Annotated in this window: 24 protein-coding genes and 2 pseudogenes; 5 read left to right on the top strand and 21 right to left on the bottom strand. The window is 44.6% G+C overall.

Going from position 1 to position 23,826, the window contains the following annotated elements:
* Nucleotides 1–125: 125 nt before the first annotated feature.
* Together ACZYR9_RS18675 and ACZYR9_RS18670 are read right to left on the bottom strand one after the other, a co-directional pair.
* The gene (locus ACZYR9_RS18675; RefSeq protein ID WP_488979969.1) at nucleotides 126–545 is read right to left on the bottom strand and encodes an Hpt domain-containing protein; all 420 of its coding nucleotides are present in this window, start codon (nucleotides 543–545) and stop codon (nucleotides 126–128) included.
* Between the two features lie 64 nt (nucleotides 546–609).
* Nucleotides 610–1,023: a histidine kinase dimerization/phospho-acceptor domain-containing protein gene (locus tag ACZYR9_RS18670; protein ID WP_488979968.1), complete on the bottom strand. Its 414-nt coding sequence runs from the start codon at nucleotides 1,021–1,023 to the stop codon at nucleotides 610–612.
* Nucleotides 1,024–1,141: 118 nt separating this feature from the next.
* On the opposite strand from ACZYR9_RS18670, the gene ACZYR9_RS18665 reads away from it, so the two are divergent.
* Nucleotides 1,142–2,008: a LysR substrate-binding domain-containing protein gene (locus ACZYR9_RS18665; protein WP_488979967.1), complete on the top strand. Its 867-nt coding sequence runs from the start codon at nucleotides 1,142–1,144 to the stop codon at nucleotides 2,006–2,008.
* A 52-nt stretch (nucleotides 2,009–2,060) separates the two neighbouring features.
* Here ACZYR9_RS18665 and prpB read toward each other — a convergent pair whose 3' ends face one another.
* The 13 genes and pseudogenes from prpB to ACZYR9_RS18600 all read right to left on the bottom strand — a co-directional run bounded on the left by prpB (nucleotide 2,061) and on the right by ACZYR9_RS18600 (nucleotide 12,218).
* On the bottom strand, nucleotides 2,061–2,972 hold the full coding sequence (gene prpB, locus ACZYR9_RS18660) for a methylisocitrate lyase (protein WP_488979966.1): 912 nt from the start codon (nucleotides 2,970–2,972) through the stop codon (nucleotides 2,061–2,063).
* A gap of 12 nt (nucleotides 2,973–2,984) precedes the next feature.
* Entirely contained in the window at nucleotides 2,985–4,433 is a 1,449-nt protein-coding gene (locus tag ACZYR9_RS18655; RefSeq protein ID WP_488979965.1) for a bifunctional 2-methylcitrate dehydratase/aconitate hydratase, read from the bottom strand.
* Between the two features lie 34 nt (nucleotides 4,434–4,467).
* A complete protein-coding gene (mmgD, locus tag ACZYR9_RS18650) occupies nucleotides 4,468–5,583 on the bottom strand; it encodes a citrate synthase (protein WP_488979964.1) in 1,116 nt (371 codons plus the stop codon).
* Between the two features lie 383 nt (nucleotides 5,584–5,966).
* Nucleotides 5,967–6,536 (bottom strand): manganese catalase family protein, encoded by a 570-nt coding sequence (locus ACZYR9_RS18645; RefSeq protein ID WP_488979963.1) that lies wholly within the window; start codon nucleotides 6,534–6,536, stop codon nucleotides 5,967–5,969.
* Nucleotides 6,537–6,561: 25 nt separating this feature from the next.
* Nucleotides 6,562–6,822 carry a spore coat protein CotJB gene (locus ACZYR9_RS18640; RefSeq protein WP_488979962.1) on the bottom strand — a complete coding sequence of 87 codons (261 nt, stop codon included), beginning with the start codon at nucleotides 6,820–6,822 and terminating at the stop codon, nucleotides 6,562–6,564.
* Nucleotides 6,819–7,055, bottom strand: a complete 237-nt coding sequence (locus tag ACZYR9_RS18635; RefSeq protein WP_488979961.1) for a spore coat associated protein CotJA — start codon at nucleotides 7,053–7,055, stop codon at nucleotides 6,819–6,821. The genes ACZYR9_RS18640 and ACZYR9_RS18635 overlap by 4 nt, the downstream gene beginning before the upstream one ends.
* A gap of 173 nt (nucleotides 7,056–7,228) precedes the next feature.
* Entirely contained in the window at nucleotides 7,229–7,432 is a 204-nt protein-coding gene (locus ACZYR9_RS18630; protein WP_488979960.1) for a hypothetical protein, read from the bottom strand.
* Nucleotides 7,433–7,725: 293 nt separating this feature from the next.
* A complete protein-coding gene (locus tag ACZYR9_RS18625; protein ID WP_488979992.1) occupies nucleotides 7,726–8,586 on the bottom strand; it encodes a metallophosphoesterase in 861 nt (286 codons plus the stop codon).
* A gap of 317 nt (nucleotides 8,587–8,903) precedes the next feature.
* The gene (locus tag ACZYR9_RS18620; RefSeq protein ID WP_488979959.1) at nucleotides 8,904–9,065 is read right to left on the bottom strand and encodes a hypothetical protein; all 162 of its coding nucleotides are present in this window, start codon (nucleotides 9,063–9,065) and stop codon (nucleotides 8,904–8,906) included.
* Nucleotides 9,055–9,267: a hypothetical protein gene (locus ACZYR9_RS18615; protein WP_488979991.1), complete on the bottom strand. Its 213-nt coding sequence runs from the start codon at nucleotides 9,265–9,267 to the stop codon at nucleotides 9,055–9,057. The genes ACZYR9_RS18620 and ACZYR9_RS18615 overlap by 11 nt, the downstream gene beginning before the upstream one ends.
* 33 nt (nucleotides 9,268–9,300) lie before the next feature.
* A pseudogene (locus ACZYR9_RS18610) lies at nucleotides 9,301–9,822 on the bottom strand (YkoP family protein); the annotation flags it as partial.
* A 91-nt stretch (nucleotides 9,823–9,913) separates the two neighbouring features.
* Nucleotides 9,914–11,392, bottom strand: a complete 1,479-nt coding sequence (locus tag ACZYR9_RS18605) for an alkaline phosphatase family protein (RefSeq protein WP_488979958.1) — start codon at nucleotides 11,390–11,392, stop codon at nucleotides 9,914–9,916.
* Nucleotides 11,393–11,483: 91 nt separating this feature from the next.
* The gene (locus ACZYR9_RS18600) at nucleotides 11,484–12,218 is read right to left on the bottom strand and encodes an endonuclease/exonuclease/phosphatase family protein (protein ID WP_488979957.1); all 735 of its coding nucleotides are present in this window, start codon (nucleotides 12,216–12,218) and stop codon (nucleotides 11,484–11,486) included.
* Nucleotides 12,219–12,346: 128 nt separating this feature from the next.
* On the opposite strand from ACZYR9_RS18600, the gene ACZYR9_RS18595 reads away from it, so the two are divergent.
* Nucleotides 12,347–13,459, top strand: a complete 1,113-nt coding sequence (locus tag ACZYR9_RS18595; protein ID WP_488979956.1) for an MGDG synthase family glycosyltransferase — start codon at nucleotides 12,347–12,349, stop codon at nucleotides 13,457–13,459.
* Nucleotides 13,460–13,547: 88 nt separating this feature from the next.
* On the opposite strand, the gene ACZYR9_RS18590 is transcribed toward ACZYR9_RS18595, so the two are convergent.
* Both ACZYR9_RS18590 and ACZYR9_RS18585 read right to left on the bottom strand, forming a co-directional pair.
* Complete coding sequence (locus ACZYR9_RS18590; RefSeq protein ID WP_488979955.1) at nucleotides 13,548–15,179, bottom strand: 2-hydroxyglutaryl-CoA dehydratase; 1,632 nt, start codon at nucleotides 15,177–15,179, stop codon at nucleotides 13,548–13,550.
* A gap of 72 nt (nucleotides 15,180–15,251) precedes the next feature.
* Nucleotides 15,252–18,709: pseudogene (locus ACZYR9_RS18585) on the bottom strand (BadF/BadG/BcrA/BcrD ATPase family protein).
* A gap of 283 nt (nucleotides 18,710–18,992) precedes the next feature.
* Here ACZYR9_RS18585 and ACZYR9_RS18580 point away from each other — a divergent pair.
* The 3 genes from ACZYR9_RS18580 to ACZYR9_RS18570 all read left to right on the top strand — a co-directional run bounded on the left by ACZYR9_RS18580 (nucleotide 18,993) and on the right by ACZYR9_RS18570 (nucleotide 21,053).
* A complete protein-coding gene (locus tag ACZYR9_RS18580) occupies nucleotides 18,993–19,193 on the top strand; it encodes a hypothetical protein (protein WP_488979954.1) in 201 nt (66 codons plus the stop codon).
* A 112-nt stretch (nucleotides 19,194–19,305) separates the two neighbouring features.
* Nucleotides 19,306–20,166, top strand: a complete 861-nt coding sequence (locus tag ACZYR9_RS18575) for an MGDG synthase family glycosyltransferase (protein WP_488979953.1) — start codon at nucleotides 19,306–19,308, stop codon at nucleotides 20,164–20,166.
* 35 nt (nucleotides 20,167–20,201) lie between these two features.
* A complete protein-coding gene (locus ACZYR9_RS18570) occupies nucleotides 20,202–21,053 on the top strand; it encodes an alpha/beta fold hydrolase (protein WP_488979952.1) in 852 nt (283 codons plus the stop codon).
* A 690-nt stretch (nucleotides 21,054–21,743) separates the two neighbouring features.
* On the opposite strand, the gene ACZYR9_RS18565 is transcribed toward ACZYR9_RS18570, so the two are convergent.
* The 4 genes from ACZYR9_RS18565 to galU form a co-directional block, all read right to left on the bottom strand.
* Nucleotides 21,744–22,001: a hypothetical protein gene (locus tag ACZYR9_RS18565; protein ID WP_488979951.1), complete on the bottom strand. Its 258-nt coding sequence runs from the start codon at nucleotides 21,999–22,001 to the stop codon at nucleotides 21,744–21,746.
* 128 nt (nucleotides 22,002–22,129) lie between these two features.
* Nucleotides 22,130–22,336: a DUF1657 domain-containing protein gene (locus ACZYR9_RS18560; RefSeq protein ID WP_488979950.1), complete on the bottom strand. Its 207-nt coding sequence runs from the start codon at nucleotides 22,334–22,336 to the stop codon at nucleotides 22,130–22,132.
* 36 nt (nucleotides 22,337–22,372) lie between these two features.
* The gene (locus ACZYR9_RS18555) at nucleotides 22,373–22,738 is read right to left on the bottom strand and encodes a hypothetical protein (RefSeq protein WP_488979949.1); all 366 of its coding nucleotides are present in this window, start codon (nucleotides 22,736–22,738) and stop codon (nucleotides 22,373–22,375) included.
* A 171-nt stretch (nucleotides 22,739–22,909) separates the two neighbouring features.
* Nucleotides 22,910–23,791 carry a UTP--glucose-1-phosphate uridylyltransferase GalU gene (galU, locus tag ACZYR9_RS18550; RefSeq protein WP_488979948.1) on the bottom strand — a complete coding sequence of 294 codons (882 nt, stop codon included), beginning with the start codon at nucleotides 23,789–23,791 and terminating at the stop codon, nucleotides 22,910–22,912.
* Nucleotides 23,792–23,826 lie beyond the last annotated feature (35 nt).

Raw genomic sequence — 23,826 nt, 5'->3', positions numbered from 1 at the left:
AGGTCTGGCATTGGTCTGCTTTGCACTGACCCATGGGCGGTCTATACAAGATACCAATGCATGAGCCCTGACGAATAGTCGCCAATGATACTCCTCCTTAAACATAAGCTGTTAGTCACTACACTTTATGTAAATATATAGAGGATGGTTTGGGTGATTGTCCCATGACCCATATAAACCATGCTCACGACATAAATATTCCTAAATGAGCTCTCGGAACCAATGGCTGAATAGATTTCTTTTGAAGCGTTAAAACGATCTTCTAACACTTCAAAAAGGGCGAGACAGATTGCTGTGTCTTGTTTAAGGACGTGCTGTTCAAAACGAGCAAGCAGTTGGCCAAGTTTGCTCATCCCGATACTCACACTGGCGGATTTAATATCATGAGCGATCTGCTTCATTCGTTTATAATCGGCAGCCTCGATGGCTTCCTTCAGGAAGCGTATCTTATCGGGCGTATCTTGTTGATACATATCGATCAGCTCGCGATCCTGATCTTCCCATGGCGTAGCTACGATGTCCTCGATGGTTTTCCGGTTCAGCAAGCCGTTGTCGGATTCTCCTCCTTGATCTTTACCCACTGTTGCGGGAGTGGGCTTAGGAAGCCACTTACCCAAGGTTAACGGCATTACTTAACAGGTTGATCAGAATTTGTCCGAGCCGGATCGGATCACCGTAGTATTTCTGGGCGAGCTGCGGATCAATATAGCAAATCATCCTGTCATGCTGTGTGTCTGCTCGGCTTCTAAGCATCCCCATCACACGATCGACGGTTTCCTTCAGCCGAAACCGAACCCGGTTTAGCTTCATTTCATCAGCTTCTATTTTGGACAGATCAAGAATATCATTAATGACGTTAAGCAACAGATTACCAGAATCCATGATGACAGCTAACGATTTCTGCTGGGAATCGTTCAAGCTAGAGTGAGCCAGCAGCTCTGCAGTGGCGATAATTCCGTGCATCGGAGTTTGGATTTCATGGCTCATCGTAGCTAGGAATAAGCTTATAGTTTCGATCGGCACTCCGAAAGTGATAATTTACAAAGAAAAATCCCGCGGCAAGCGCGGGTTCAATGAGAGATTTACCACATTTAAAAATGTTCCGTTGTAATGTAAAATGATGGTTATGGGAGGGCTTACAATGGAACTAAGACATTTACGTTACTTTGTTACGGTTGCCGAAGAACTGCATTTTGGCCGGGCGGCATCCCGATTAAATATTGCACAACCGCCTCTTAGCCAACAAATCCGGCAATTGGAAGAGGAGTTGGGATTTCCATTGTTATTTCGTAGCAAGCAGCGGGTAGAGCTAACTGAAGCGGGGAAAATATTTTTGGAAGAGTGTCGGATCACATTGGCTCATATAGAAAAATCTATACATGCTGCCGAGCGTGCACATCAAGGAGCAACCGGCAGACTGGAAATCGGATTCGTGGGTTCGACTACCTATCAAATTGCCCCCATAGTGCAAAACTTTCGGGTGCACTTCCCTTCCGTCAATCTCATCCTGCATCAAATGAAAACAGCCAGCCAAACCCAAGCTTTGCATGATGGGCGTCTCCATCTTGCTATCGTACGAACGCCGGTTCGGAGCCCTTTTTTAACTTCCAAAGTCATATTAAAAGAGAAATTCATCGCGGCTCTTCCGGAAACACATCCATTGGCCAGCCGGTCAAGTTTACGGATGCATGATCTTGCGGATGAAAAATTTATTGTATCGGCGCGAAATAACGGTTCGATCTATCACGATGCTGTGATCAACCTTTGTTTTCAAGCAGGCTTTCAACCTCATATTACATTAGAAGCACCTGAAATCCTGACTATCGTTTCTTTTGTTTCGGAAGGAATGGGGGTTGCCTTGGTCCCCGCCTCTTTTCAGAGTCAGAAAAACATCGGGGTCGTTTATCGGGAGTTGGATCAAGTCCATGCCGTCTTGGAAATGTCTTTTGTATGGAGAAAGGATGAAAAATCGCAAGTGCTGCACCAATTTCTCAAGCTATTGGATTAGTCTCCCCATCCCCGAAAGCCTTCAGAAAAAAAATTCGGGGAGGAGATTAATGCTATATCTCAGTTGAAGGCAGAACCGTTTTTGCGATCTTTCCGTCCAGCTCTTCATAGTCACAATAACGGATAGTTTCATAAAGCTCTTTTCGGGTTTGCATATCATGCAGCGAATTGAATTGCGTTCCCGTTGTGCTAATTTCCGTAAAAACCCGTTCGTAGGCTTTAGCGGCCACTCTAAGCGAAGTAACGGGATAAATGACCATGTTAAACCCCCAAGCTTCAAATTGCTCTGCAGTAAAATAGGGTGTCTTACCGAATTCGGTCATGTTGGCCAGCAGCGGACCGTCCACCGAAGCCCGGAAACATCGGAATTCCTCTTCCGTTTCCAAAGCCTCCGGGAAAATGCCGTCCGCCCCGGCGGCGAGATATTGACGAGCCCGATCGATCGCTGCATCCATCCCCTCCACACCTTTTGCATCCGTGCGGGCAAGAACGAAAAGAGTCGGGCATATTTCTTTGATCGTCCGGATTTTTTGGACCATCTCCTGTGCGGATACCAGCTTCTTTCCATTCAGGTGGCCGCATTTTTTCGGCATTTCCTGATCCTCTATTTGAACCGCCGCTGCTTTGGCTTCCACCATTTCTTTCGCTGTTCGGGCCACGTTCAGCACTCCGCCGAAGCCCGTGTCGATATCCACTAGCAGTGGAACTCCGGCTGCGCGGACAAGTTCCCGGGCACGTTCAGCCACTTCATTGGAATAAATAATGCCCAAATCCGGCAGCCCCCGGCTTGCCGTATAAGCAGCTCCGGACAAATAAAGAGCTTTAAAACCGAACTGTTTGGCGATCCTAGCCGCCATTCCGTCGTGTGTACCTGGTATTTTTACGATCGGCCCCGAACTTACAAGTTTTCGGAACTCGCCGGCCAATGTTCTTTGATCCGGTTCTTCTTCAATAAGCCACGCCATAAGGACCTCCTGTCATATCACAAACAGATTCATAAACTGGTGAACCGGCATCTTTGCCAAACGTTCATAATCAAGCGACAGTTCCATGATTTCGGCTGTCCTTTTCCGCGGGAAACGGGTCAACAGATTCGCTTCAACCTTCTCCCAAACTTTCGGTAATCCCTCCGCGCGCCTTCTGCGATGTCCGATCGGATATTCGCATACGATCTTGTCCGTGTGAGTTCCATCCTTGAAATGGATTTGCACCGCGTTGGCGATGGAACGCTTTTCAGGATCAAGGTAGTCTTTACTGTACTTCTCATCCTCGATCACGACCATTTTATCTCTCAGTGCATCGATTCTCGGATCCGCCGCCGTTTCATCCTCATAATGCTCGGCCGTCAACGATCCGAACAATAAACCGATAGCGACCATATACTGCAGACAATGATCCCGATCCGCCGGATTGTTCAGCGGGCCTTTTTTGTCGATGATCCGAATCGCAGATTGATGGGTGGTCAGCGTTATTCGATCAATGTCGTTCATCCGTTCCTTCACCGATTCATGCAGAGCGAAGGCGCACTCCACGGCAGTCTGCGCGTGGAATTCGGCAGGAAACGATATTTTGAACAGCACATTTTCCATGACGAAAGAACCAAGCGGACGCGCGAGCACCAAGTCATTGCCGTTGAACAATACATCCTGGAATCCCCAATGCTTAGCCGAAAGCGCCGTCGCATAGCCCATTTCGTCGTTCAGTGCCATAAGAGCGTGACGTACGGCCCGGCTGGTCGCATCGCCGGCCGCCCAAGATTTGCGCGATCCGGTATTCGGGGCTTGGCGGTACGTTCTCAAGCTGCCGCCATCCAGCCACGCATTAGAAAGCGCATTCACAATCTGCTCTTTGGTTCCGCCCAACATACCCGCAGCAACGGCTGTCGACGCGATTTTGACGAACAGCACATGGTCCAGACCAACCCGGTTCAAGCTGTTCTCAAGCGCAAGCACTCCCTGAATTTCATGTGCTTTGATGGCGGCAGTCAGAATGTCCTTTACTGAAAGCGGCGCTTTGCCTTCCGATACCCTAATGCGGCTCAAGTAGTCCGCAACAGCAAGGATGCTGCCGAGATTGTCCGAAGGATGTCCCCATTCGGCTGCGAGCCACGTATCGTTATAATCCAGCCAACGGATCATACAGCCAATATTGAATGCTGCTTGAACGGGCTCGAGCTCAAAGCGGGTGCCAGGCACCCGAGCGCCGCCAGGCAAAAACGCACCTGGAACGATCGGGCCTAACAGCTTGACGCATTCGGGAAATCGAAGCGCGAGCAGCCCGGTGCCGATGGAGTCCAATAAAACATGCTGCGCAATACGGTAGGCTTCTTCGCTTTCAATCACGCCATTCAAAGCATAATCGGCAATGTCGATTAGCAGCTGATCCGGTTTCAAATTTGTTCTGGCAAAATATTCGACTGTGCTCATTTCGTTTCTCCTTTCTTTTTACGTTTTTTTTGAATTATGGCTCAGGATGTAAATTTCGCGGTCCGTTGTAGAGTACTCGCGGCCTGAAGAGCCGGTTATTTTCATGCTGCTCCATCACATGAGCGCAAATGCCTATGGTACGTGCGGCAAGAAAGACCGGAGTGAACAGATCGACGGGAATGCCGAGCAAATAATAAACCGGTGCGGCGTAATAATCCAGATTCGGATAAAGTCCTTTTTCCCGCTTCATAACCTCTTCCCCGATGACGCACATATCGTACAAATCCATCCGGTTATTCTCCTTGGCTATCACAGCCAGAGCTTCTTTCATAAGAACAGCCCGGGGATCGATCTTCTTCATGTAGACGCGGTGTCCGAAGCCCATGATCTTTTCTTTCTTTGTTAATTTGTCTAAAATCAGAGGTTCGATCGCTGCTTTTGTTTCAGCCTCTAGAAGCATCTTCATTACAGCTTCATTGGCCCCGCCGTGTAAAGTGCCTTTGAGTGAGGCGACCGCTCCGGTTAACGCTCCGTAAATATCGGATTGCGTGGAAGCAATGACTCTTGCGGCAAAGGTGGAGTTCGGCATTTCATGCTCACTGTAAACAATCAAAGACTGGTCAAAAATATGGCTCTCCAATTGTGAAGGCGCTTTACCAGTGATCATAAATAAGAAATTGCCGGTATACGACAACTCCTTTTGCGGCTCCACCAGCGCCTGCTTCGTCACGGCCCGATACCCGTTCGCTACAATTTGAGGAACTTTGGCCAGCAAACGAATCGCTTTTCGATAATTGGCCGCGTATGTCCTGTCTTCAAGTTCATCGTCGAAACTCGCGATGATGGAAATTCCCGTGCGCAGCACATCCATCAAATTCGCCTGCTTGGGAAGCAATTGCAGCATCGAAAGAACATCCCTGGGAATATCATATTCTGCCTTCAATTTCTCTTCCAACGAAGAGCGTTCGTCTGATGCCGGCAGATTACCGTCCAGCAATAGCCCGATGATATCCAAATAAGTTTTTCGTTTTGACAGGTCAATCAGGTCATAGCCTCGCAGTACGATTTCTTCATTCTCGACATCAAGATAAGATATGGCAGTCTCACTGGCAATCACGTTTTCGAGTCCGGGGTGATATGGGATAGTCATCGTATTCAAACTCCTTTCCGAATTAGGGTCCTAAAAAAATTGTATGGAATATTCCTCTGACCGTCCAATATCCAAATGGTTTCTGGTAATACGCCAAAAATATTATGGAATGGAAACATACAAAACATGAAGCAGCGGCACCTTATCACATGAATAGGATGTGACAAAGTACCGATTTAACACTTTATCGAACCACAACAAGCTGGATCGTAAAAAAAAGAGCCCGCGGCTCTTTTATTCGTTATAACGAACATCTAATCGTCCAAAATTCTTAAACCGACTGTCTTTCTTCCAAACAGCGAGGAGACCAAAGCGTCTTCAATTCTATGTAAAAAAGTCTGTCCGGTTCATCCGGAACAGACTTTTTGTAAGAAGAAATAACATTAAAAAAATTTTTTGGCGCTTTGATCCTCTTTAAGGATCTCAACCGCTTCTTTAAAACGCTGTGCATGCACGATTTCTCGTTCCCGTAAAAATTTAAGACCGTCATTCAAATCCGGATCGTCGCTTAAATCAATAATATGCTGGTAGGTGGCCCGTGCCTTCTCCTCTGCGGCAATATCTTCATATAAGTCGGCAATGGGATCGCCCTTTCCCGCAATATAAGCAGCTGTAAACGGCACTCCGGCCGCATTGTGGTAATACAAAGCGCTTCCGTGATTGACGTAGTGATCTTCCAGTCCCGCTTCCCGAATTTGATCCGGGGTAGCGTCTTTGGTGAGCTTGTAGACCATCGTGGCGATCATCTCCAAATGAGAGAACTCCTCCATCGAGATGTCTGTCAGGAGCCCGATCACTTTATCGGGAATGGTGTAACGCTGATTCATATATCGAAGCGCAGCCGCCAGCTCGCCGTCAGCACCCCCATATTGTTCTATCAAGTATTTAGCTAAACGAGGGTTGCATTGACTAACTTTAACCGGATACATCAGCTTTTTTTCATATACGAACATGAATAGCGCCTCCTTTGGAAGTTAACTATAACTGCCAAGGCCATGGCCCGGCATCCCAGCCTTTGGATTTGCCTTCTTTATAAGCTTCGTTCTTGCATAGGGAGCCGAATTCGGCCTCCACATTATTTTTGAGTTCCTCCCGCTTCATTGCGGTTTCGTTAAATTGCTTAAGCGCTTTATCATCATTGGGATGGGTATCCAGATAAAGCTTCAATTCGGTCATCACAAAGTCGATAGCCTGGAGATCCTCCAAAAGCTTCAGGGATTTAGCGGTCAATGTTGTCATTTCGATCCCCCCTTTTTCTTCATCGCCGATGGCGCCGGTGATTCATACGGTCCATAAAGCGCAGGCCATAAAGTTCCTTTGGCCAAAGCTTCTGCAGGCTCAAATTGCTCAAGCTCGAACTCTTGGAAACCCAAATACAGGTTCGGCGGTGTCTCATACGTTTTTTCTTCAATAGGTACACAAGGGTCTTGTTTACTGCTTGGCGGTTTATACGTCTTGCGATCCTTACTCATACTCTTCATCAGCCTCCTTCATTGGGTTACTTTTAAATACACTTAAATTAAAGAAATGAATCTTTAAGAATTCACACCTGTTTCTTAATTCCGATCTACCCCCATACCTAAAGCAACATAACAACAAAAAAACGTTCGGTTTTTTACCCGAACGTTTAGATCTATACATGGTCTTAAGTTTCCTGCGTTCTCGGATTATCTGCCGGAGCGGCATCAACAGCAAGCTGAAATGCATCAAGTATAGAAGCCGCTTCTTCCGGATCCTCAATACCTTCCAGGTATTGCTCCTCATCCTGTTGACCTATCACACGCATCAGAACGATAAGGTGCCTGTAGTACCGATACTTCCCCCGAAATGACTTAAATAGCTTCTGCATTCAAACACCTATTCATACAAACGATACACGGATTTTTCAGAATGGATGTACCGAATAGGAGGGCTCTAACTCGCCAAATATAACATGACAAGAAAGGAGACTAAATATGCAGATTGAAAAAACCGAGGTCTTCGATCCCGTAGTAACGGTTGGTGAGGATTAAATTAATTACGAATTAAATGAGAATTTACATGCCGCAAAATCCGGAAATTGAATCGCCTGATATCATTGAAATTGAACAAGGAACGCCCCATGCTTCCCTTAAAAAGGAAAAAAAGTACAAACTCCGATTGCTATACCGCTGCCGGAGTTTGTACCTTGTCTACAGCCTGCAGGGATAAGTGATGAAACGTAACTTCCGGCCTGCTGCCAACCCGTATATTTACCCCTGTCTGCCCCAATCCTTCACTGATATAAAACGGTTTGCCCCGATAATGCTGCAGCCCTTTGACCATATTCATGCGTACCAGGCGTCCCATTTTAACCAAATGGTAAGGCTTCGGCCAACAAATCTGCCCTCCATGAAAATGACCGGACAGCATATAATCAAAGTCGTATTTATCCATTGTTAATACAATATTGGGGTCATGCGTCAAAACCAACCGAAACCCTTCATCTACCTCTTGGTAGGCTTGAACTAAATCGCTTCTGTTCGTGCTGAAGTCATCGATTCCGATAATGTGGACGGGTCTGCCGTCTACGTACAGAAGATCATTTTCATTCTGCAAAATTTTGCATTCGTAATCTTCCAAAGCTTTCCGCAGCTTCGCGAAATTTTGATTTTTCAACACGTAATCATGATTACCGAAAACGGCATAAATTCCATACTTCGGTTTTATCTTGGATAAAACCTTTAAATATTCGGTCAGCTTTGGGATACTTTTAACTTTGTCCAAATAATCTCCGGTCAATGCAATCAGATCCGGCTGCTCTCCGGCTAGCAGATCCGTCAACCGGTCAGGAGATACCGAAATGTTCTCCATGTGCATGTCCGAAAGATGCAGAACTTTCAAAATGTCATGGCCAGAGACATTCAAGTTTTCCGGCAGACGGATATGAGTCATTTCCACCTTTGTCGTATTTATATGTGCTCTATATAATAAACGGATGATCACCGCTATGGTCATTAAGCCCAAAATGACATACCATACCATCATAAAACCCCCTTTTCTATATCTATCAGTATAGAAAATACGCCGGACAATGTCATCGGTAATTAATGGCCCTTTATTTCGGTTTAAGGAGACCAACACAAAAAAAAGCCTCTCCCCTTTGGGGAGGCCAATGAGAAAAAGGTTATGAAGAAAAGTCTATTCGGGAAATAGAATTGAAAAATAATTCTGATTTCCACAACTCAAGTATAACCTACTATATTTAGTATCGCAATGTTAAATTAAACCTATATATAGTCAATTCGGTTCCCGTAGTGTCCGCCAACATGATAAGAACCGCCATACAGACGGTTTGGGGACTAAGGTTCATCCATGTATTCTTCTTTGCTTGCAATTTCGATAATCCCATTTTTTAAATCATCAGCGGAATCGACTTGTGCAATACTCGGAATAGCGCAATGGTCTTTAGTCGACATGGTTTCATCAGACAAATCATGGTTAGTATTTTTCTTATTCGGCATAAGAGCCCTCCTTTGCTGAATCGAACACATTGCTTTGCGGAACGTTTGTGAGCTCCAGCTTTTGCTTCACCTGCTGCTCAACGTTCTCATACCACGCCTCGAACGAATCATCCAGCTGCTCTTCCCGATGATGATCCTCATTTACATCCGAATCGACTTCCGTTTGATTAACCGACAACCCATAGTCCTTTCGGGGATTCATTATGTCCTTCAGCTCCTCTAATTTTTGTAAAAGCATGTCCTTTGACATCAACAAATACGTTGGAGCATGCTTTTTCAAGTTTTTAAACGGCTGCCTCACCGATAGCAGGCAAATGGGCATCAAGCTCATCCACTTTAACCATCTATACCATGTACAGGATATTGGGAATGCTTCAAACCCTAAATTATCATAACCTCGATTTAACATTGTAATCCCGATGATCCCCTTGATATCTTGGAATTTAGGATGCTTTTTAACATACAGGGCAAGATCGGGTAACGATCTTTCAATAAATCGGTACAAAAACCTTGCCTTTTTGATATCAGTTTTTAAGGGAAGCATGTCTTTTAATAGAACAACATTATGTAAATGAATTTTTAGTAAGACATCGCCCTTTTGAATCATCGTTCCGTCAGTTAAAGTTAGCGCTCTTCCTTTGTAAAAAGTAAGCCTAACCCGAAATGCACTGTTTCTCTTATCCCCCCCGCCAATATATCTTAATCGGGTACATGCATAATATATGGGATCAATGATATCCCAAACCGTTAGGGCCATGGATTTTAGCCACATGTACTTTTCCCCTTTGAAAATGATGAATTGATGAAGTTATTTTTTCTTACCATGAGGAATTTCATCGATGGAAAATTCAGTTTACAGCTGCTGTATCGGAATCAAACAATGTAAGGATATAATCTTTCAAATCGACAAGACGCGGCGGTTCTTTCACGGGGAGCTCCGTTCCTGCCACGATCAGCGGAATCACGGAATCGTACTTGTGTAAGGAGCCATGACTGCCCCCGTTCAAATGCATCGGATAAAACCGGCTTTTGAATTCATATCGAGGTCTGGCATTGATTACAACCATGGGGATATCCTGTGAGAATAACGCCCCGTATAATCTGGACAATACATCCGGATAATCCCCGTACTCTATAACGCCCTGCTTATCCATTAGATCCAACACCATCCAATCTCCGGATATGCTCCATAAACAACCGTAACAATCTGTTATAGTCCCCCCTTTCTCATAATAAATTTCACGGCCTGATCCTCCTTCTCTGGCGCGAATCCCATTCCCCTCTTTCCAAGCAATGATATCAATCCTTGTTTCCACAGATAGCGTATGGATCATTTCCTCCTCTCTATCACGATGTAAAGGATAAACGTACGCCATCCGTTCATTATTTGCTACGATGACATCATGATCTTTCAATTTCTCACCGAGCTCCAATACTTTAAAGGGTTGCAGCAATTGATCCAAGTCAATATTAAATTCCCGTTCTTTGCCGATTCGGGTTTGTCCATGATCACTGATGATAATAAACACATTTCGTTTTAAGGCCTCCTCCCAGGAACCATAAGCATATAGCAATTCCTGAATTTTCCGATCAACACGGATGAGGGCCTCTTCCGCATGCGCGGGATTTTTCAAATGAACCTCATGATCGTTATCCGGCAAGTAAACCAGCATAAAATCCGGTTGGTTTTGTTCGTTTATCAACGACTTTACCGTCGCTATAGCATAACCATCATTAATTCCATATTTGTTTTTAGCTCTGTGCAGCTGAGGGGGGATTTTCTGATTCACACCGTTTTTGACGAATGCTCCCATGGTCAAAAAATCAGGGCCCGAAATTTCACCATGTACTTTACCTCGCGTTGCCAGGTCAATCAAGTAAGGGAGCTGCAGCTGATGTTTATTGGCACCCCTGTGAACAATCGCATTAATGGAGGCTGAGGTCAGTCCTCTATTGGCCAAATCTTCAAAAAGCGTCGTCACCTTCTTGCTAAGGTGCTCTTCATTTAATGAACGAAGCACATTTTTCACGCAGTTGGAAAGTCCCAGCTTCTGAATGCATTTCCATCCGTTAATATAATTGATAATAGCTTGTTTATCAGGGTCGTACCAAACAAGCCCCGGTACACGATGAAGATCAGGGTAAACTCCAGTGACAAGAGAGCTGTCTACGGAAGCGGTCATTGTAGGAAAAACAGTGACGCAATGGTTCCAATACCTTCCGCGATCCTTTAAAAATTGAAGCGCCGGTACCGTCTTATGCCGAATACAGTCCTCAAGGATATTCGGCATCAATGAATCAACAAGCAGAACAACCACTTTTTTCACGGAACATCTTACCCTTCATGTTTTTCTTATAACCATTAATCAGTATTTCTCATGAAATATGAAGTTATAAAAAATTATTTATCAATCCAGTTTAAAGATCTATAAGTAAACCGGCTGTTAGAGGCAAATGATCCGAAGCCATAGCATGCTTTCGGAAGACTTCTGCCCTTGTAATTTGAAAGTGCCTGCTTATAAAAATATAATCCAATTGGATGGCGGGTCGAATGGATGGGAAGGTATAACATGGGAATTCGGAGTGAAGCCTGCAAGCATCATGGAGAGCCGTGGTTATTTTTTTCCATGCTTTAGAGCCGGACCGCATATTCATATCTCCCATTAGAATAACCGGCTGTTTTTCATCCGTGACGGTTCTGACGACAAAGTCAACCTGCTGACGATGCGCGATGGGGTTAAGACTTAAATGAGTCACATACAGCTTTATAGGCTGTCCATTGATTTGCACAAAGGCTTCCAATAAAACGCGGGCTTCCCTTAAACCTGACCGAGCCTTTCCAAGGACATGCTTTTGTTGAGATATAACGGGATATCGGGACAATAAAGCATTGCCATAATGTCCGGTGTGAAGACTGCCTTTGGCTGATAATGTTAACGACGCAGCGAAGCTTGCATTCATATGCAGCCGGTCGGCTAGCCAGGATAGCTGATCCGTAAATCCGCTTCTCTTGGAATAACACCGATCCACCTCATTTAAACCGATAAGATCGGCCTCGCTTGCCTCAATCACTTCAGCAATTCGGTTCAGGTTTACCTTTCCATCCCTTCCTTTCCCATGATGCATATTGAACGTCATCACCTTTATCTCCATCAGTCGATCTCCCTCACGAATATAGATACAACCACGTATGTCAAAAGCCAATATGTAGAATCCTATTCTATGTATTATCCCCCGTTTTCATTTCACATATTGCTGCTGCACAAGGGAGGAAATAGTGGATGATGAAAATAATGGTTATGCCCTTTCTTTCTATTTCTTCGGGCCATCACCAGGTTGCCGAAGCTTTAATCGATCATATTCAAGGAGTAATGCCTTCTACCACCTGTAAGAAAGTGGATCTTCTTCGTTACAGCTATGGAATGGTGGAATCTGCCGTTTCACAAATTTATATACAATGGATTCATTCATTTCCAAACCTCTACGATTGGATATACAGAATGTCAGTATACCAACCGATACAGCAATCACGTCGTTATCGCAGCTACGAGTGGCTTTTTCAGTATTTTGCCGAGAAGCTCCTTCACGAAGAACAGCCTCATATCATCCTTTGCACCCATGCTTTACCGTCTTATATTCTTAATCGTTTGAAGGCTTTACACGGGATCTCTGTAACGGTTATTAATGTATATACCGATTTTTTCATTAATAATCTGTGGGGAAGCAGCGAAATTGATTACCATTTCGTTCCGGACGAATTCCTGAAACAATCCCTCTTACAAAAAGGTGTACCTAGTGAAAGAATTTTTGTAACGGGTATACCGATTCATCCGAAAATCACTGAAGCTAAAGAAAAAACGAAATCCTCTTCGCCATTGACCGTATTGATCTCCGGCGGCAGTCTTGGCGCAGGCCTCATTTCCTCTCTTGTTCGCCAAATTAAAAAAACAGGACATATTCATTACAAAGTATTATGCGGAAAAAATAAGCACTTACACAGAGAGCTGATGAATTTAAAGCATCCTCGTATCACTCCTCTACCCTATATAAAATCAAGAGAAGAAATGGATGAGCTGTATAATCACATGGATGCCATTATAACCAAACCGGGCGGTGTAACGATCAGCGAATGTCTGTTTAAAAGAATACCTATTTTTGTTTATCATGCGCTGCCGGGACAAGAGCAAATCAATCTGCAGCACTTAAAGCGGCAGGGGCTTGTTTTTCAAGCTGATCATTGGATGCGTAATGCGAATATGGAAGAACATTTATGGAGTATACTGAGCTCCCGGGAAACATGTGATGGATTGCGCCGAAATGTAGATCATTATTACGATGCTATAACGAATAAAAATATTTCTCTGCTATTGCAAAACTTATGCCAGCTTCATTAGGAAATTTAGCTGATCCATAACGATTAAAAAAAGACTCCACCCGCTTTTTATGAGGGTTGGAGTCTTTGCTGAAGTGTTAATTATCCCGTTATATTTCCTGTATTTTTTGCCGCAACGAAAACCGGTTGGCAAATCCGCGTGTGCCATAGACCGTATTGGCCGCCGTACAGGCCACAACGTGACCGCTTGTTTTTAACGGCTTACTGAACATTTCCCGGCCCGAACCTTTACGAAGATGTTCCAACGTAAAGCCCTTTTTCGATAATGCTTCGTCAAACTCTTTTTGTGCGGCCTGCTTGGCCTTAAAGAGCATCATTTGTACTCTGCTATATACATTTATGGCCCCATCCCCTGTCGTTTCAATCGGGAGGAAGATAGCATCGGGATATTTCTCGGTGATCAAGGATTGGACCCCGTCGGAAACTCCCGAGGACGGCATGCATCCGAATGGTTTAACAGACAGCGTCATGTTGACTTTTTTCTTCACCACGTTAAGGATCAACTTCCCTACTTCCATATGCCCCTCTCCGCCGCGCAAATGATTGTTGTAGTGGGTATGGGCAACCTGCGCAATCTCATCCATGTCGGGCAAATGATAATCATACAAGCCGATGGTTTTGGCATACATTTGAAACAACGCCCGGATGGTACGATCGGCCGCCCCCAGCATCAGCAGACGAAGGTAAGGATTCTTTCCTTTTAAGCCTTTTGGTCCTGAATCCGCTTGTTTCAGCTCCATTCGCTTCAAGGTATCATAGCGCCCTCCCCAAATGAGGTAAAGAATCCAGGCCGTAACCGATTGTACTTCGACTTCCGCCCCTTCATTCTCCAAAAACCGTTGCAACTGATAGTTGCCGTCTCCTTCTGTGGTCATGGCCCAAAATTCGCCGATGATGCTTACCTTGGGTTTCACCAGCGTTCGATCTACTTCAACGGACTGAAGTACCTTCCGGCATTTGATCAGCGCCGGCATCAGCATTTTCCTTCGGCTTAAGGCATCGTATAAATACTCCTTGCAGCGGGCCATTGCGATATCCGTCGAACCGGCTTGCACCTCATAGGGACGGATACGGTAAGACAAGGCGTTTAAAATGTCGCCCAGGAGAACAGCTTTTAAAAAGCTGACGAAAAACGAAGAGTCCAATTTAAGCGCGGACTCGCCTCCCGTAGCCTGCTTCAAGCCGTCTGTCTGCTGGAACAAAAGCACCCGGAATCCGTCAAATCCGGCATCCCGCAGAGCTTTCCGGTATACCGTCACATACGTTCCAAAGCGGCAGGGACCGCATGAGCCGCTGGTTACGAAAAGATAGTTCTTGATAATTTCTTCCTTTGATTTTCCTTCCACATCCCGAAGATGGTGCAGATATTTGATTAAATTGCCTACGGTGAAGTAAGTCGGGTTACACTGCCCCCGGTTGCCGAATTCTTTGCCGAATCGAAGCGATTCGGTATCGGGACAGTCCATATGCTGCACCCGGTATCCAAGCCCTTTGAGCGCTCCCTCTACCAGATAATCGTGGGCCATGGTAAGCCCTCCAAAAAGAAGTGTAGTGGAGGCCCTGTCTTTGGCTAAAAACTGACGGGGTACGGGATCAAACCATTGATGCTTTTGATCCTGATGCAAGCCTAATGCTTTTTCCTGTTCCAATCTAAACAAGTTTAGCTCGTCCTCAAGCGATCGTTCATTTGCGGTTTGTTCTTTGTTTTTGACAATAGACATTGGTATGTTTACTCCTTGTCTTAATTTAATTATTGAATTTATTATTTTTCTGTTTGTGAACAGTTGAGCCTATCACCCAACCTGCTCATTTTGCTGCCGTAATAATTCAGATCGTTTTTGTTCTAAGAGCTGCTGCAAATCCGTTTTCTTTTGGGCCAAATCCTGCAGCCGCTCTTCATGAAGCCCCAGACTATGGGCATACGTTTTGACCCGTATTTTAATCGAACCGCTTGGTTTATTGGCATCGATATCATGCAATGCCGAATAAGGGGTACCTGCGGTCGAAATAATCGAGTCAATCAGCCCATAAGTGGGAGCGTCATGTCCGCATTTGAAGCTGGACAGATCCAATACGGCCACATTAGGATGACGAGCGGCAAATTTAGCTGCCCAGACCTTCTGCACACTGTTGGAGCTAAAATTTTCAGGCCATACGTCCGTTACCTCAAGCGCATAATTCACTCGCCCGCTCTTCAGATCTTCACTGAAAAACCTGTTCAGCCAAGCCTCGTCTTTCGGGATGGATCGCATGGATAGAATGGGATAACCCAGAACCTGAAAATCCTCCAAAATACTGTGATTAAGGCCCGGATCCGAATGATAGGGACGTCCGATCATCAGTATGGCGATGCGGTTTTCCTGTTCCACCTGCTCAAGGATCGATCGTCCCCTTTGCTGCATTTCGGCATCAAAAAGCTCCATGGCCTTCCAACCCTGCTCCACAGCAAAGTCGCTTTCATCCTCCGTCATTTGAAGCAGGTCTCTCAATGCCTCATAGAGCTGCTTCTTCAGCAGATTATGCTCCGTGAAATTTACCGCCGGATCCAAATAAACAACTCCTTTGGTCTCAAAGAAGTTGATTTCCTTAGTAAAAGCCGCCTTGATGACATTGGGAGCACCTGCTACAATCGGGCAGCTGGTTGAATCCATCACATTTTGCAGGTGGGTCGGGACATGGGTAATGCATGGGAAGAAGATGTATTCGAGCGGTTTTCGCTCATGATGCTTAAACAATAAATTATGGATATGCGCCTGAGCCACCTTGGACGGATAACAAGGGTCAATGGAGCCGTACTTTCCTCCCTCCTGCCACATCTCTTCACTCGTATAGTCGCTAAAGACAATGTTGTTTTTTTCGATGCCCAGCGTCTCGAAATACGTGCGCCAAAAAGGAGCCGTAGACCATATATTAAGCACACGCGGAATGCCGATCCGAATGTTGTTCCGTCGCTCCAAAGCTTCCATAGGAGATCTTTCAAAGGCACGATGTTTAGGCGTTTTTCGGATCCCGCTCATCCCGAGCCAGCTGCGCTTTAACTGAACGTCTTCTATAAGCGTATCTCTATTTGGCATAGGTTCCGGATCATAGAAGTGCTGGTACATGCGCTGCGCTTCATACTCAACCAGATTGGGATAGTGCTTTTTGAGCTCCTGCCGATGCTTGGTCAGCTGGATAACAGCTTCCTTGTCTTCCACCGTTCCTTTTTCGCAGCTAAAACCGGAGATATAACGGGCCGTTTGTCCGTCTGCCGTTTGAGAGTCGATAAAGGTCCGGCTGCAGTGATTGGGACAAAAATTGCAGCGTGTGGATTCGTCATTACGGGTTACGTATTGCAGGTTAATGGCTGCGTCGAGCCCTAAAAATGTGGAATAGCCGCGTCGCTTGACCACCCGTAAGGTTTCCATGGCGGCGCCGATCGCGCCCGCTTCTCCCGGATGGGGATGAACGTAAACCTCGGCATCCGGCACCCGTTGTTTAATGTAATCGACCTGCGCCTTTACGGCTGCCAGGTTATATTGCGTTCCCCCCTGCAGGACAAACTTGCGTCCCAATTCAGCCATGCGGGGAATCTGTACCACATACTGCCATACGTTTTTCGGCAATACCAACGCGAGTCCGGCGAGCAATTCCTCCTTGGAATACCCCTCCTTCTGGAAATTCACCCGGTCCGCATCCAAAAATACCGCACAGCCATAGGAATATTTTGGAGTGAGGTCGGCCTTGAAGGCTGTTTCCGCATACTCCTGTATCGGAATGCCAAACTGATCCGCCATCGCTTGCAGCAGCATCCCGTTTCCGGCGGAGCATTGATTAGAAAGTCTGAAATTGCGGATATCTCCGTTTTTCAAAAAAAGTGCTTTGATATCCTGTCCGCCGATATCGCAGATGACATCGATATCGCCAAATTGGTGAACGGCACTCATCATATGCGCAACGGTCTCTACGACATTGACATCCGCCTTTAATGTTTTCTCCAAAACATCCGCTGCATACCCCGTGGAGCCAAAACCGATAATCTCTAACTGGGCACCCTGCTCTTTCACCTTATCACGGATTCTTTGCAGCATTTCCTTGGTATCCTCGATCGGATTGCCCTTGGAAAGCTGATATTCTTTAAGCAGGATCGTTCCGTTTTCATCCACCAAAACCGATTTGGAGGAAGTGGAGCCGCCATCAAGTCCGATCACCGCTCTGATGGTCTGTCCGGGTGTAAAGGCCGCAGGCGTAAATCGTGGAATACTGTAGCTGCGGCGAAACTCATCAAATTCATTTTCGCTTGCAACTAAAGGCGGACCTGTATTCTCTCCCAGCTTGGCTTTCCGGCCATGAGCAATAAATTCTTTTAGCCCCTCTAACCCCGTATAAGCACCCACACCCGCCGGCTCATGCATACCGTACATGACGGCACCATAAGCTGCATAGTACTGGGAATTATCAGGCACAAAAATTAGTTCAGTAAGGGGGATGTCTTTAGGGTAATCGTAGCCTCTTTCCTGCCAGGTCTGAGGGATACGCTGCCGCCAGCATTCCTGCAGGAAAGGCAAGTAGGTATTCGGACCGCCGAGCAAAAGAACACGGTGCCTTAGAGTGTTGCCCCGGGTCAGAACGGAAAGGTTCTGCATTACAATCGCATCTGCAAGGGAGCACATAATTTCAGCGGAGGGGATTCCGCTTTTCACCAGATTTACAATATCCGTTTCGGCAAATACACCGCACTTAGCGGCCACATGGTGCAGTTTACTGTCATCAAAGTGCAATTGGCCCACTTCTTCCATTGCCATTCCTACTTTAATCATGCACTTGTCAATGGTCGCCCCGGTGCCGGAGGCACACTTGTCATTCATAGAGGTTAGCGCCTGTTTGCTTCCTGTTTCCTCGTTTTCCTTAAAATAATGATTTTGGCATCTTGTCCGCCAAGCTCAATCACGCTTCCGACATCAGGGTGAAGGTGTTCCACCGCCATCGTAACAGCGTTCACTTCCTGGACAAACTTTGCTCCAATGTGCCCGGCAATGGGACCGCTGCCCGAGCCTGTCGTAAATACGCGAATGTTTTCTTGTTTCATGTCCGGAAATTCATTCCCAATAGCAACCAGCAATTCAAGAACCTTCTCAGCTTGCTTCGTATGGTGACGTTGATAATCCGACCAAAGGATTTCTTTACTTGTTGGATCCACTACGGTGGCTTTGACCGTCGTTGAACCGACATCAATACCAATAATTAATGACTCTTGGTTAGGAGACAACATAGATTAACTCCTTATCAGTATGTTTATTTTCATATCATGGAAAAAAAATAGGCATTCTATACTTATGTGCTTAAATTTTTTCAAGTAAGCCAGGCCACCATACGGAGTAAGGCGTTTATAATGAGATGATGCGAATTGCATACGTCTTAGGATGTAGCTTATGAATAAACAGGGAAATCACAGGGAATTTTATTTTGCTGCAAGGGATGAAATCAGCAGGCCAACGGCTAAGTTACGACTATTCACGATCTGTTGATTCAAAAAGAAAGGAGGGGATTCTTTTATGACTCAGGAGAGAAATGACTCTGCTAATGAAAATAATGCAAATATTGTAAAAAATGCTGTACAAACGGCAACAAACTATGTACAGAATGCATTAGAAAATGCAACTGAAGCTGCAGGCGGCTTGGTCAATCAAACCCAAAACGCGGCGCAGAATTTAGTAAATCAAGTTGTGAATAATAAAGACAACAAGAAACAGTAAACAGGAATTCCTCAAGCCATATGAATAGGTAAAGGGCTAGAGTCCCCCTAGCCCTTACTTCAATCTGTTCGTACAGCATATATAAAAGACGACTCCTTACTGGCTGCAGTTTATGATTTATCAGTTGTTTCATCGCAATTTAGAAAAGGTACTGGAACAAATAAAACCTGATCTAGTGATTTGCCTGCATCCATTCATCAGTTCTTCATTATCCCGATTAAAAAAAAACGGATATCCTGTTAGCTTGTGTACTGTTATCACTGATTTTCATGCACACCGGGTTTGGGCGCAGCCCGAAGTGGATCTCTATATGGTATCGGATGATGAGCTGCCCGGACAATTAGTCCATTTTGGAATTCCAAACCATCGGATTGCTGTTACGGGAATTCCAATTAAATCTAATTTCTGGATAAAAACCAGCAAGGTGGAAGCAAGGGCTAAATTAAATATGAAGAATATGCCCACTGTTATGATCATGGGAGGGGGGCTCGGATTAGGAGGGATCAAGGAGCTTGCTGAATCGTTAATAAAATGGAAAGATCACGTCCAAATCATCATTTGTACTGGATATAATCAATCGCTCAGGCATTCTCTAGAGCGCAATAAACACTTACAGCATCCCCATATCGTCATCATGGGCTTTGTTGATATCATTGATCAGCTACTGGATGCTGCGGACTTACTTATTACAAAACCTGGGGGATTAACTTGCTTCGAAGCATTGAGTAAAGGCATACCCATGCTTATATATCAACCGATTCCCGGTCAAGAGGAATACAACTGCAGCTACCTGGTTCAACGCAATTTAGCAATCAAAATCCATAACCGGCAAGAAGTAGATGTGTGGATCAAAAAATTGCTTTTTTATCCTGAAGAATTCGAAATTTTGCACGAAAATATCAAACAATTCCAACAAAAGATCAACCCGCTTGCCGGAGCACAAGCCGTATTATCCCTTCTCGCTCGACAATGAGGTCATAACTAACCAATACATCGGAGAGGCAATAAATGTATACAAGCACCAATGGAGGATTGTATTATACTCGCACGCGGGAGATGAAATTGTATTATCGGTTTTGGGAACCCGTACACCCTAAAGGACTGATGCTTTTCGTTCATGGAACGGGGGAACATTCCGGACAATATTCTAATATAGGTATGCAATGTTTGCATCGGCATATTGCATTTATTGCTCCTGATCTTCGCGGATTCGGAAAATCGGAGGGCAAACGAGGGTATATTCGACAGTTTACAGACTATCTGGATGACTTGGATGAATTGGTCATCCAATTACAAATCCAGTTTTCGGGAATGCCGATTTTTTTAGTCGGCCACAGCTTGGGCGGTTTGGTAGCCATCCGATATGCTCAGCAGTTTTGCAATAAAGTAACTGGAGTCATCTTGTCTTCTCCGGCACTGGGGATTCGCCTGAAACTTCCCTATTTACTTCAAAAATTAATAGAATTGGTTTCTTTATTGGCCCCCGCTTTGCCGGTTGAACTTGTAAAGTGGAATGAATCATTGCGAAAGCTGAAATGGTTGCAATCGCGTTTGCCCGACTGGACTTCCGAATTGCTCAAAGATCCTCTAGCTACGATTCAGTATACACCTCGCTGGTTCACCGAACTGCTGCATAACGGAACCAAGGCTTTGTCGGAAGTAAATCAATTTCAATCCCCTATCTTGTGCTTGTATGATCGTTATGACCCTATTATCAATGCTGATCTCATTGAGCAATTTGTTGGAAGCATCGCCTCTGTAGATAAGGACTGCTTCGTATCTGTTAAAGGAACTCATCAGTTTCTGCATGACGGAGAAGTATTGAAGCAAGTTTTTCAATGGCTATTTACCCGTATATGAGCTCGGGATTCACAAATTGATGGCTCATAAAACTTTCACAGGGGTGGTTCCATTGCATTCGTTAAGATTTCAATTTACCATTCCCCGATATATATTTGGCAAAACGATAGAACAAGCTATTTCCTTCACTTCTTTGGAATTCCGCTTTTTTATAAAAAAATACCCCATGCAACTATGGTGCATGGAGCAAGGAAGGTAAACAAAAGAAAGCTGCGACGATTTACCTTATTCATACAGCTTGAATAATGTTACCTATGTTAAATATAGGTATTAAAATCCCTTAGTTAGGCAGCTGCCGTGTACACAATAGTTTTCTTCCCATACATTATTTTTGTAACAGGTTGTTAATAAACGATTAATTTATTCAAATTCATCCGAATGTAACATTTAATAATTATTTGGATAAACAACGGTTGATATTTGTTTAACAAGTATCAGCCGTTGTAATACATATGCGTGTATCCCTACTGTAATGAGAACGAGTACAAATGATTCATAAGGCTTTGCATTTTCGGTGATATAGGGAAATTTACTTCGAATATCATATCCAGATTCTCTTCCGGTTATCTATTCCAATGTCCACCGCGAACTCTTTGAGATTCGGATACATCTTACTTGCATTACTGACGGTATCGATGACCATCTTGTTTAATCTACGCCAGACCCATGATTATTAATCAATATTTACTTTTACTCCCAATAAGTTCCTTCCCCAAAAAACTCCATACATACCTTATTTATCGATTGCAGGTTTTCAATAAATCCTTTGATGTCACAGGTATGGAAAGTGTCTTTGAGCTGACGATTCTCTTCAGTCATCGAATAAACATGGATTTCCATGCAACCGTCCCATCTGGCATTTACATCAAATTTGCCGTCTTCGCTTTCCAGTTCAAGCGCAACGGTACCTCCATCTTCTCTTTTATGTTCAGTCTTGATTATCCACATACAAATTCTCCCTTCTTACAACACATCCATGTTTATGACTTGATAAATATAAATCCCGAACCACTAAACATAGTGGAACGGGATTTATATTATCTCAGACCAATGGAAACAAAGTGATACAAGATGCTTTAAAATCCTTTATATTGCGGTTCTTGTTGTTCAATTTGCTGAATTCGAGGACTAATTTGGTCAATGATCGTTTGCGTCTGCTGAGCGGCATTGGTAAATAAATTTTTTGCTTGTTGATTTTGAGTACCCAAAGCAAAGGTTTCAAAGCTTGCTTGAGCATTTTTCAATGAAGCAACGGTAGTTTTTAATTGAGAAGCAACGGTCATTTTGTTCACTCTCCATTTGTAAAATAAACTACTTTTCTAATATGGCATTGTGGATAAAAATAATGAGTGGAAATTATAGGGCTGCAATCGGTAATCTGATCTCTGACTGCAGCAGCATAAAAATTTTTTCAGTTCACTGCGAGAAAGAGCAAATAAAAAGATGATATATGCAGTAGGAATTAAAATTCCGTTCAGGACGGAAAAACCAATTGTACTTCTGTGAAAATGAAAGGAGAATCCCCAAAGCTTGGCTGTTGCCAAGTAAATCATTGCCACAATCGTCATGGTAAGAGTGGTAATAAAATCAACTTCAATCGGATGTCCTGTTGAGAGTGCCTGACGATCAATAATACCGTTCAGTCCCCATATAAAGGTAACTACAAAAATAATCAAATATAGCATGTGCTCATCCTCACACCCGTATATCATTATTTCTTGTCCCATTCATTTAAGTTTATTTTTCTTGACTTTGAACCATGAAATAAAAAACACAAGTTTGAACAACTTCTTAGTTGAACATGACTTGTGTTTATTTCATCCATACCCAGGCTATACTTTTCTCATATTGGGATTTTACTTGACCAACCCCTGTGTTCTTTCAAACCAAAAATGATGCAGTTTATCGTGTAAATCCTCATTCCGCAATGCCAAGGATAACGTAGCTTTGATATACCCCCATTTGTCCCCGATATCATGGCGGTCTCCTTCCAGAAGACGCGCGTGCATGCCCTGCTGCAGGCACAGACGCTTGAGGGCATCCGTCAATTGAATTTCACCGCCTCGTCCCGGTCCTGTCTCCTCCAAAATATCAAAAATTTCCGGATGAACGATGTACCTTCCGACGATGGCCAAATTCGAAGGCGCTTTATCCGCGTCGGGCTTCTCGACCAAGTCCTCCAGCTCATAAATATGCCGATCAATCGGCAAGCCAGCAATGACTCCATACTTGGATACTTCTTCCGGCAAAACGGGCTGTACTCCCACTACGGTCTTCCCATGAGTCTCAAACTGCTCCATCATCTGCCGAAGTGCGGGTTTGGAGGGATTATCAATAATATCGTCACCGAGAAGAATCGCAAAGGGCTCATTGCCAACAAAATAACGGGAGCATAAAACGGCATGACCGAGTCCGCGCTGTTCTTTTTGCCTAATGAAATGGATATCCGCCAATTTGGCAATTTCCAGCACTTCTTCGTACTGACTCCATTTCCCTTGTTCTTTAAGAAAATACTCCAACTCCACATTGTGATCGAAATGGTCTTCAATCGCACGTTTGTTTCGGCCTGTCACGATCAGAATATCCTGAATCCCGGAAGCAATGGCCTCTTCAACGATGTATTGAATTGCAGGCTTGTTAATTAAAGGCAGCATTTCTTTGGGCTGGGATTTGGTCGCAGGCAAGAAACGGGTACCGAAGCCTGCAGCCGGAATAATCGCCTTACGTATTTTTTGCATCTGATAAGCTCCCTCCAACGTCATGAAAACTCAAT

This window comes from Paenibacillus sp. F024, from assembly GCF_057814255.1.
Note: the sequence above shows the minus strand (reverse complement) of the source record. Positions and strands in the feature narration are given on the sequence as shown.

Bases quoted from the DNA above. Each gene is read 5' to 3' on its own strand.
- ACZYR9_RS18600 (WP_488979957.1), bottom strand. From the start codon at position 12,218: ATGGAGATAAAGGTGATGACGTTCAATATGCATCATGGGAAAGGAAGG.
- ACZYR9_RS18615 (WP_488979991.1), bottom strand. From the start codon at position 9,267: ATGAATCCCCGAAAGGACTATGGGTTGTCGGTTAATCAAACGGAAGTC.
- ACZYR9_RS18635 (WP_488979961.1), bottom strand. From the start codon at position 7,055: ATGAGTAAGGATCGCAAGACGTATAAACCGCCAAGCAGTAAACAAGAC.
- ACZYR9_RS18630 (WP_488979960.1), bottom strand. From the start codon at position 7,432: ATGCAGAAGCTATTTAAGTCATTTCGGGGGAAGTATCGGTACTACAGG.
- ACZYR9_RS18595 (WP_488979956.1), top strand. From the start codon at position 12,347: ATGATGAAAATAATGGTTATGCCCTTTCTTTCTATTTCTTCGGGCCAT.
- ACZYR9_RS18655 (WP_488979965.1), bottom strand. From the start codon at position 4,433: ATGAGCACAGTCGAATATTTTGCCAGAACAAATTTGAAACCGGATCAG.
- ACZYR9_RS18555 (WP_488979949.1), bottom strand. From the start codon at position 22,738: ATGCTATATTTGATTATTTTTGTAGTTACCTTTATATGGGGACTGAAC.
- ACZYR9_RS18665 (WP_488979967.1), top strand. From the start codon at position 1,142: ATGGAACTAAGACATTTACGTTACTTTGTTACGGTTGCCGAAGAACTG.
- ACZYR9_RS18575 (WP_488979953.1), top strand. From the start codon at position 19,306: ATGATTTATCAGTTGTTTCATCGCAATTTAGAAAAGGTACTGGAACAA.
- ACZYR9_RS18560 (WP_488979950.1), bottom strand. From the start codon at position 22,336: ATGACCGTTGCTTCTCAATTAAAAACTACCGTTGCTTCATTGAAAAAT.
- mmgD (WP_488979964.1), bottom strand. From the start codon at position 5,583: ATGACTATCCCATATCACCCCGGACTCGAAAACGTGATTGCCAGTGAG.
- prpB (WP_488979966.1), bottom strand. From the start codon at position 2,972: ATGGCGTGGCTTATTGAAGAAGAACCGGATCAAAGAACATTGGCCGGC.
- ACZYR9_RS18640 (WP_488979962.1), bottom strand. From the start codon at position 6,822: ATGACAACATTGACCGCTAAATCCCTGAAGCTTTTGGAGGATCTCCAG.
- ACZYR9_RS18565 (WP_488979951.1), bottom strand. From the start codon at position 22,001: ATGTGGATAATCAAGACTGAACATAAAAGAGAAGATGGAGGTACCGTT.
- ACZYR9_RS18570 (WP_488979952.1), top strand. From the start codon at position 20,202: ATGTATACAAGCACCAATGGAGGATTGTATTATACTCGCACGCGGGAG.
- ACZYR9_RS18625 (WP_488979992.1), bottom strand. From the start codon at position 8,586: ATGGTATGGTATGTCATTTTGGGCTTAATGACCATAGCGGTGATCATC.
- ACZYR9_RS18590 (WP_488979955.1), bottom strand. From the start codon at position 15,179: ATGTCTATTGTCAAAAACAAAGAACAAACCGCAAATGAACGATCGCTT.
- galU (WP_488979948.1), bottom strand. From the start codon at position 23,791: ATGCAAAAAATACGTAAGGCGATTATTCCGGCTGCAGGCTTCGGTACC.
- ACZYR9_RS18645 (WP_488979963.1), bottom strand. From the start codon at position 6,536: ATGTTCGTATATGAAAAAAAGCTGATGTATCCGGTTAAAGTTAGTCAA.
- ACZYR9_RS18580 (WP_488979954.1), top strand. From the start codon at position 18,993: ATGACTCAGGAGAGAAATGACTCTGCTAATGAAAATAATGCAAATATT.
- ACZYR9_RS18620 (WP_488979959.1), bottom strand. From the start codon at position 9,065: ATGCCGAATAAGAAAAATACTAACCATGATTTGTCTGATGAAACCATG.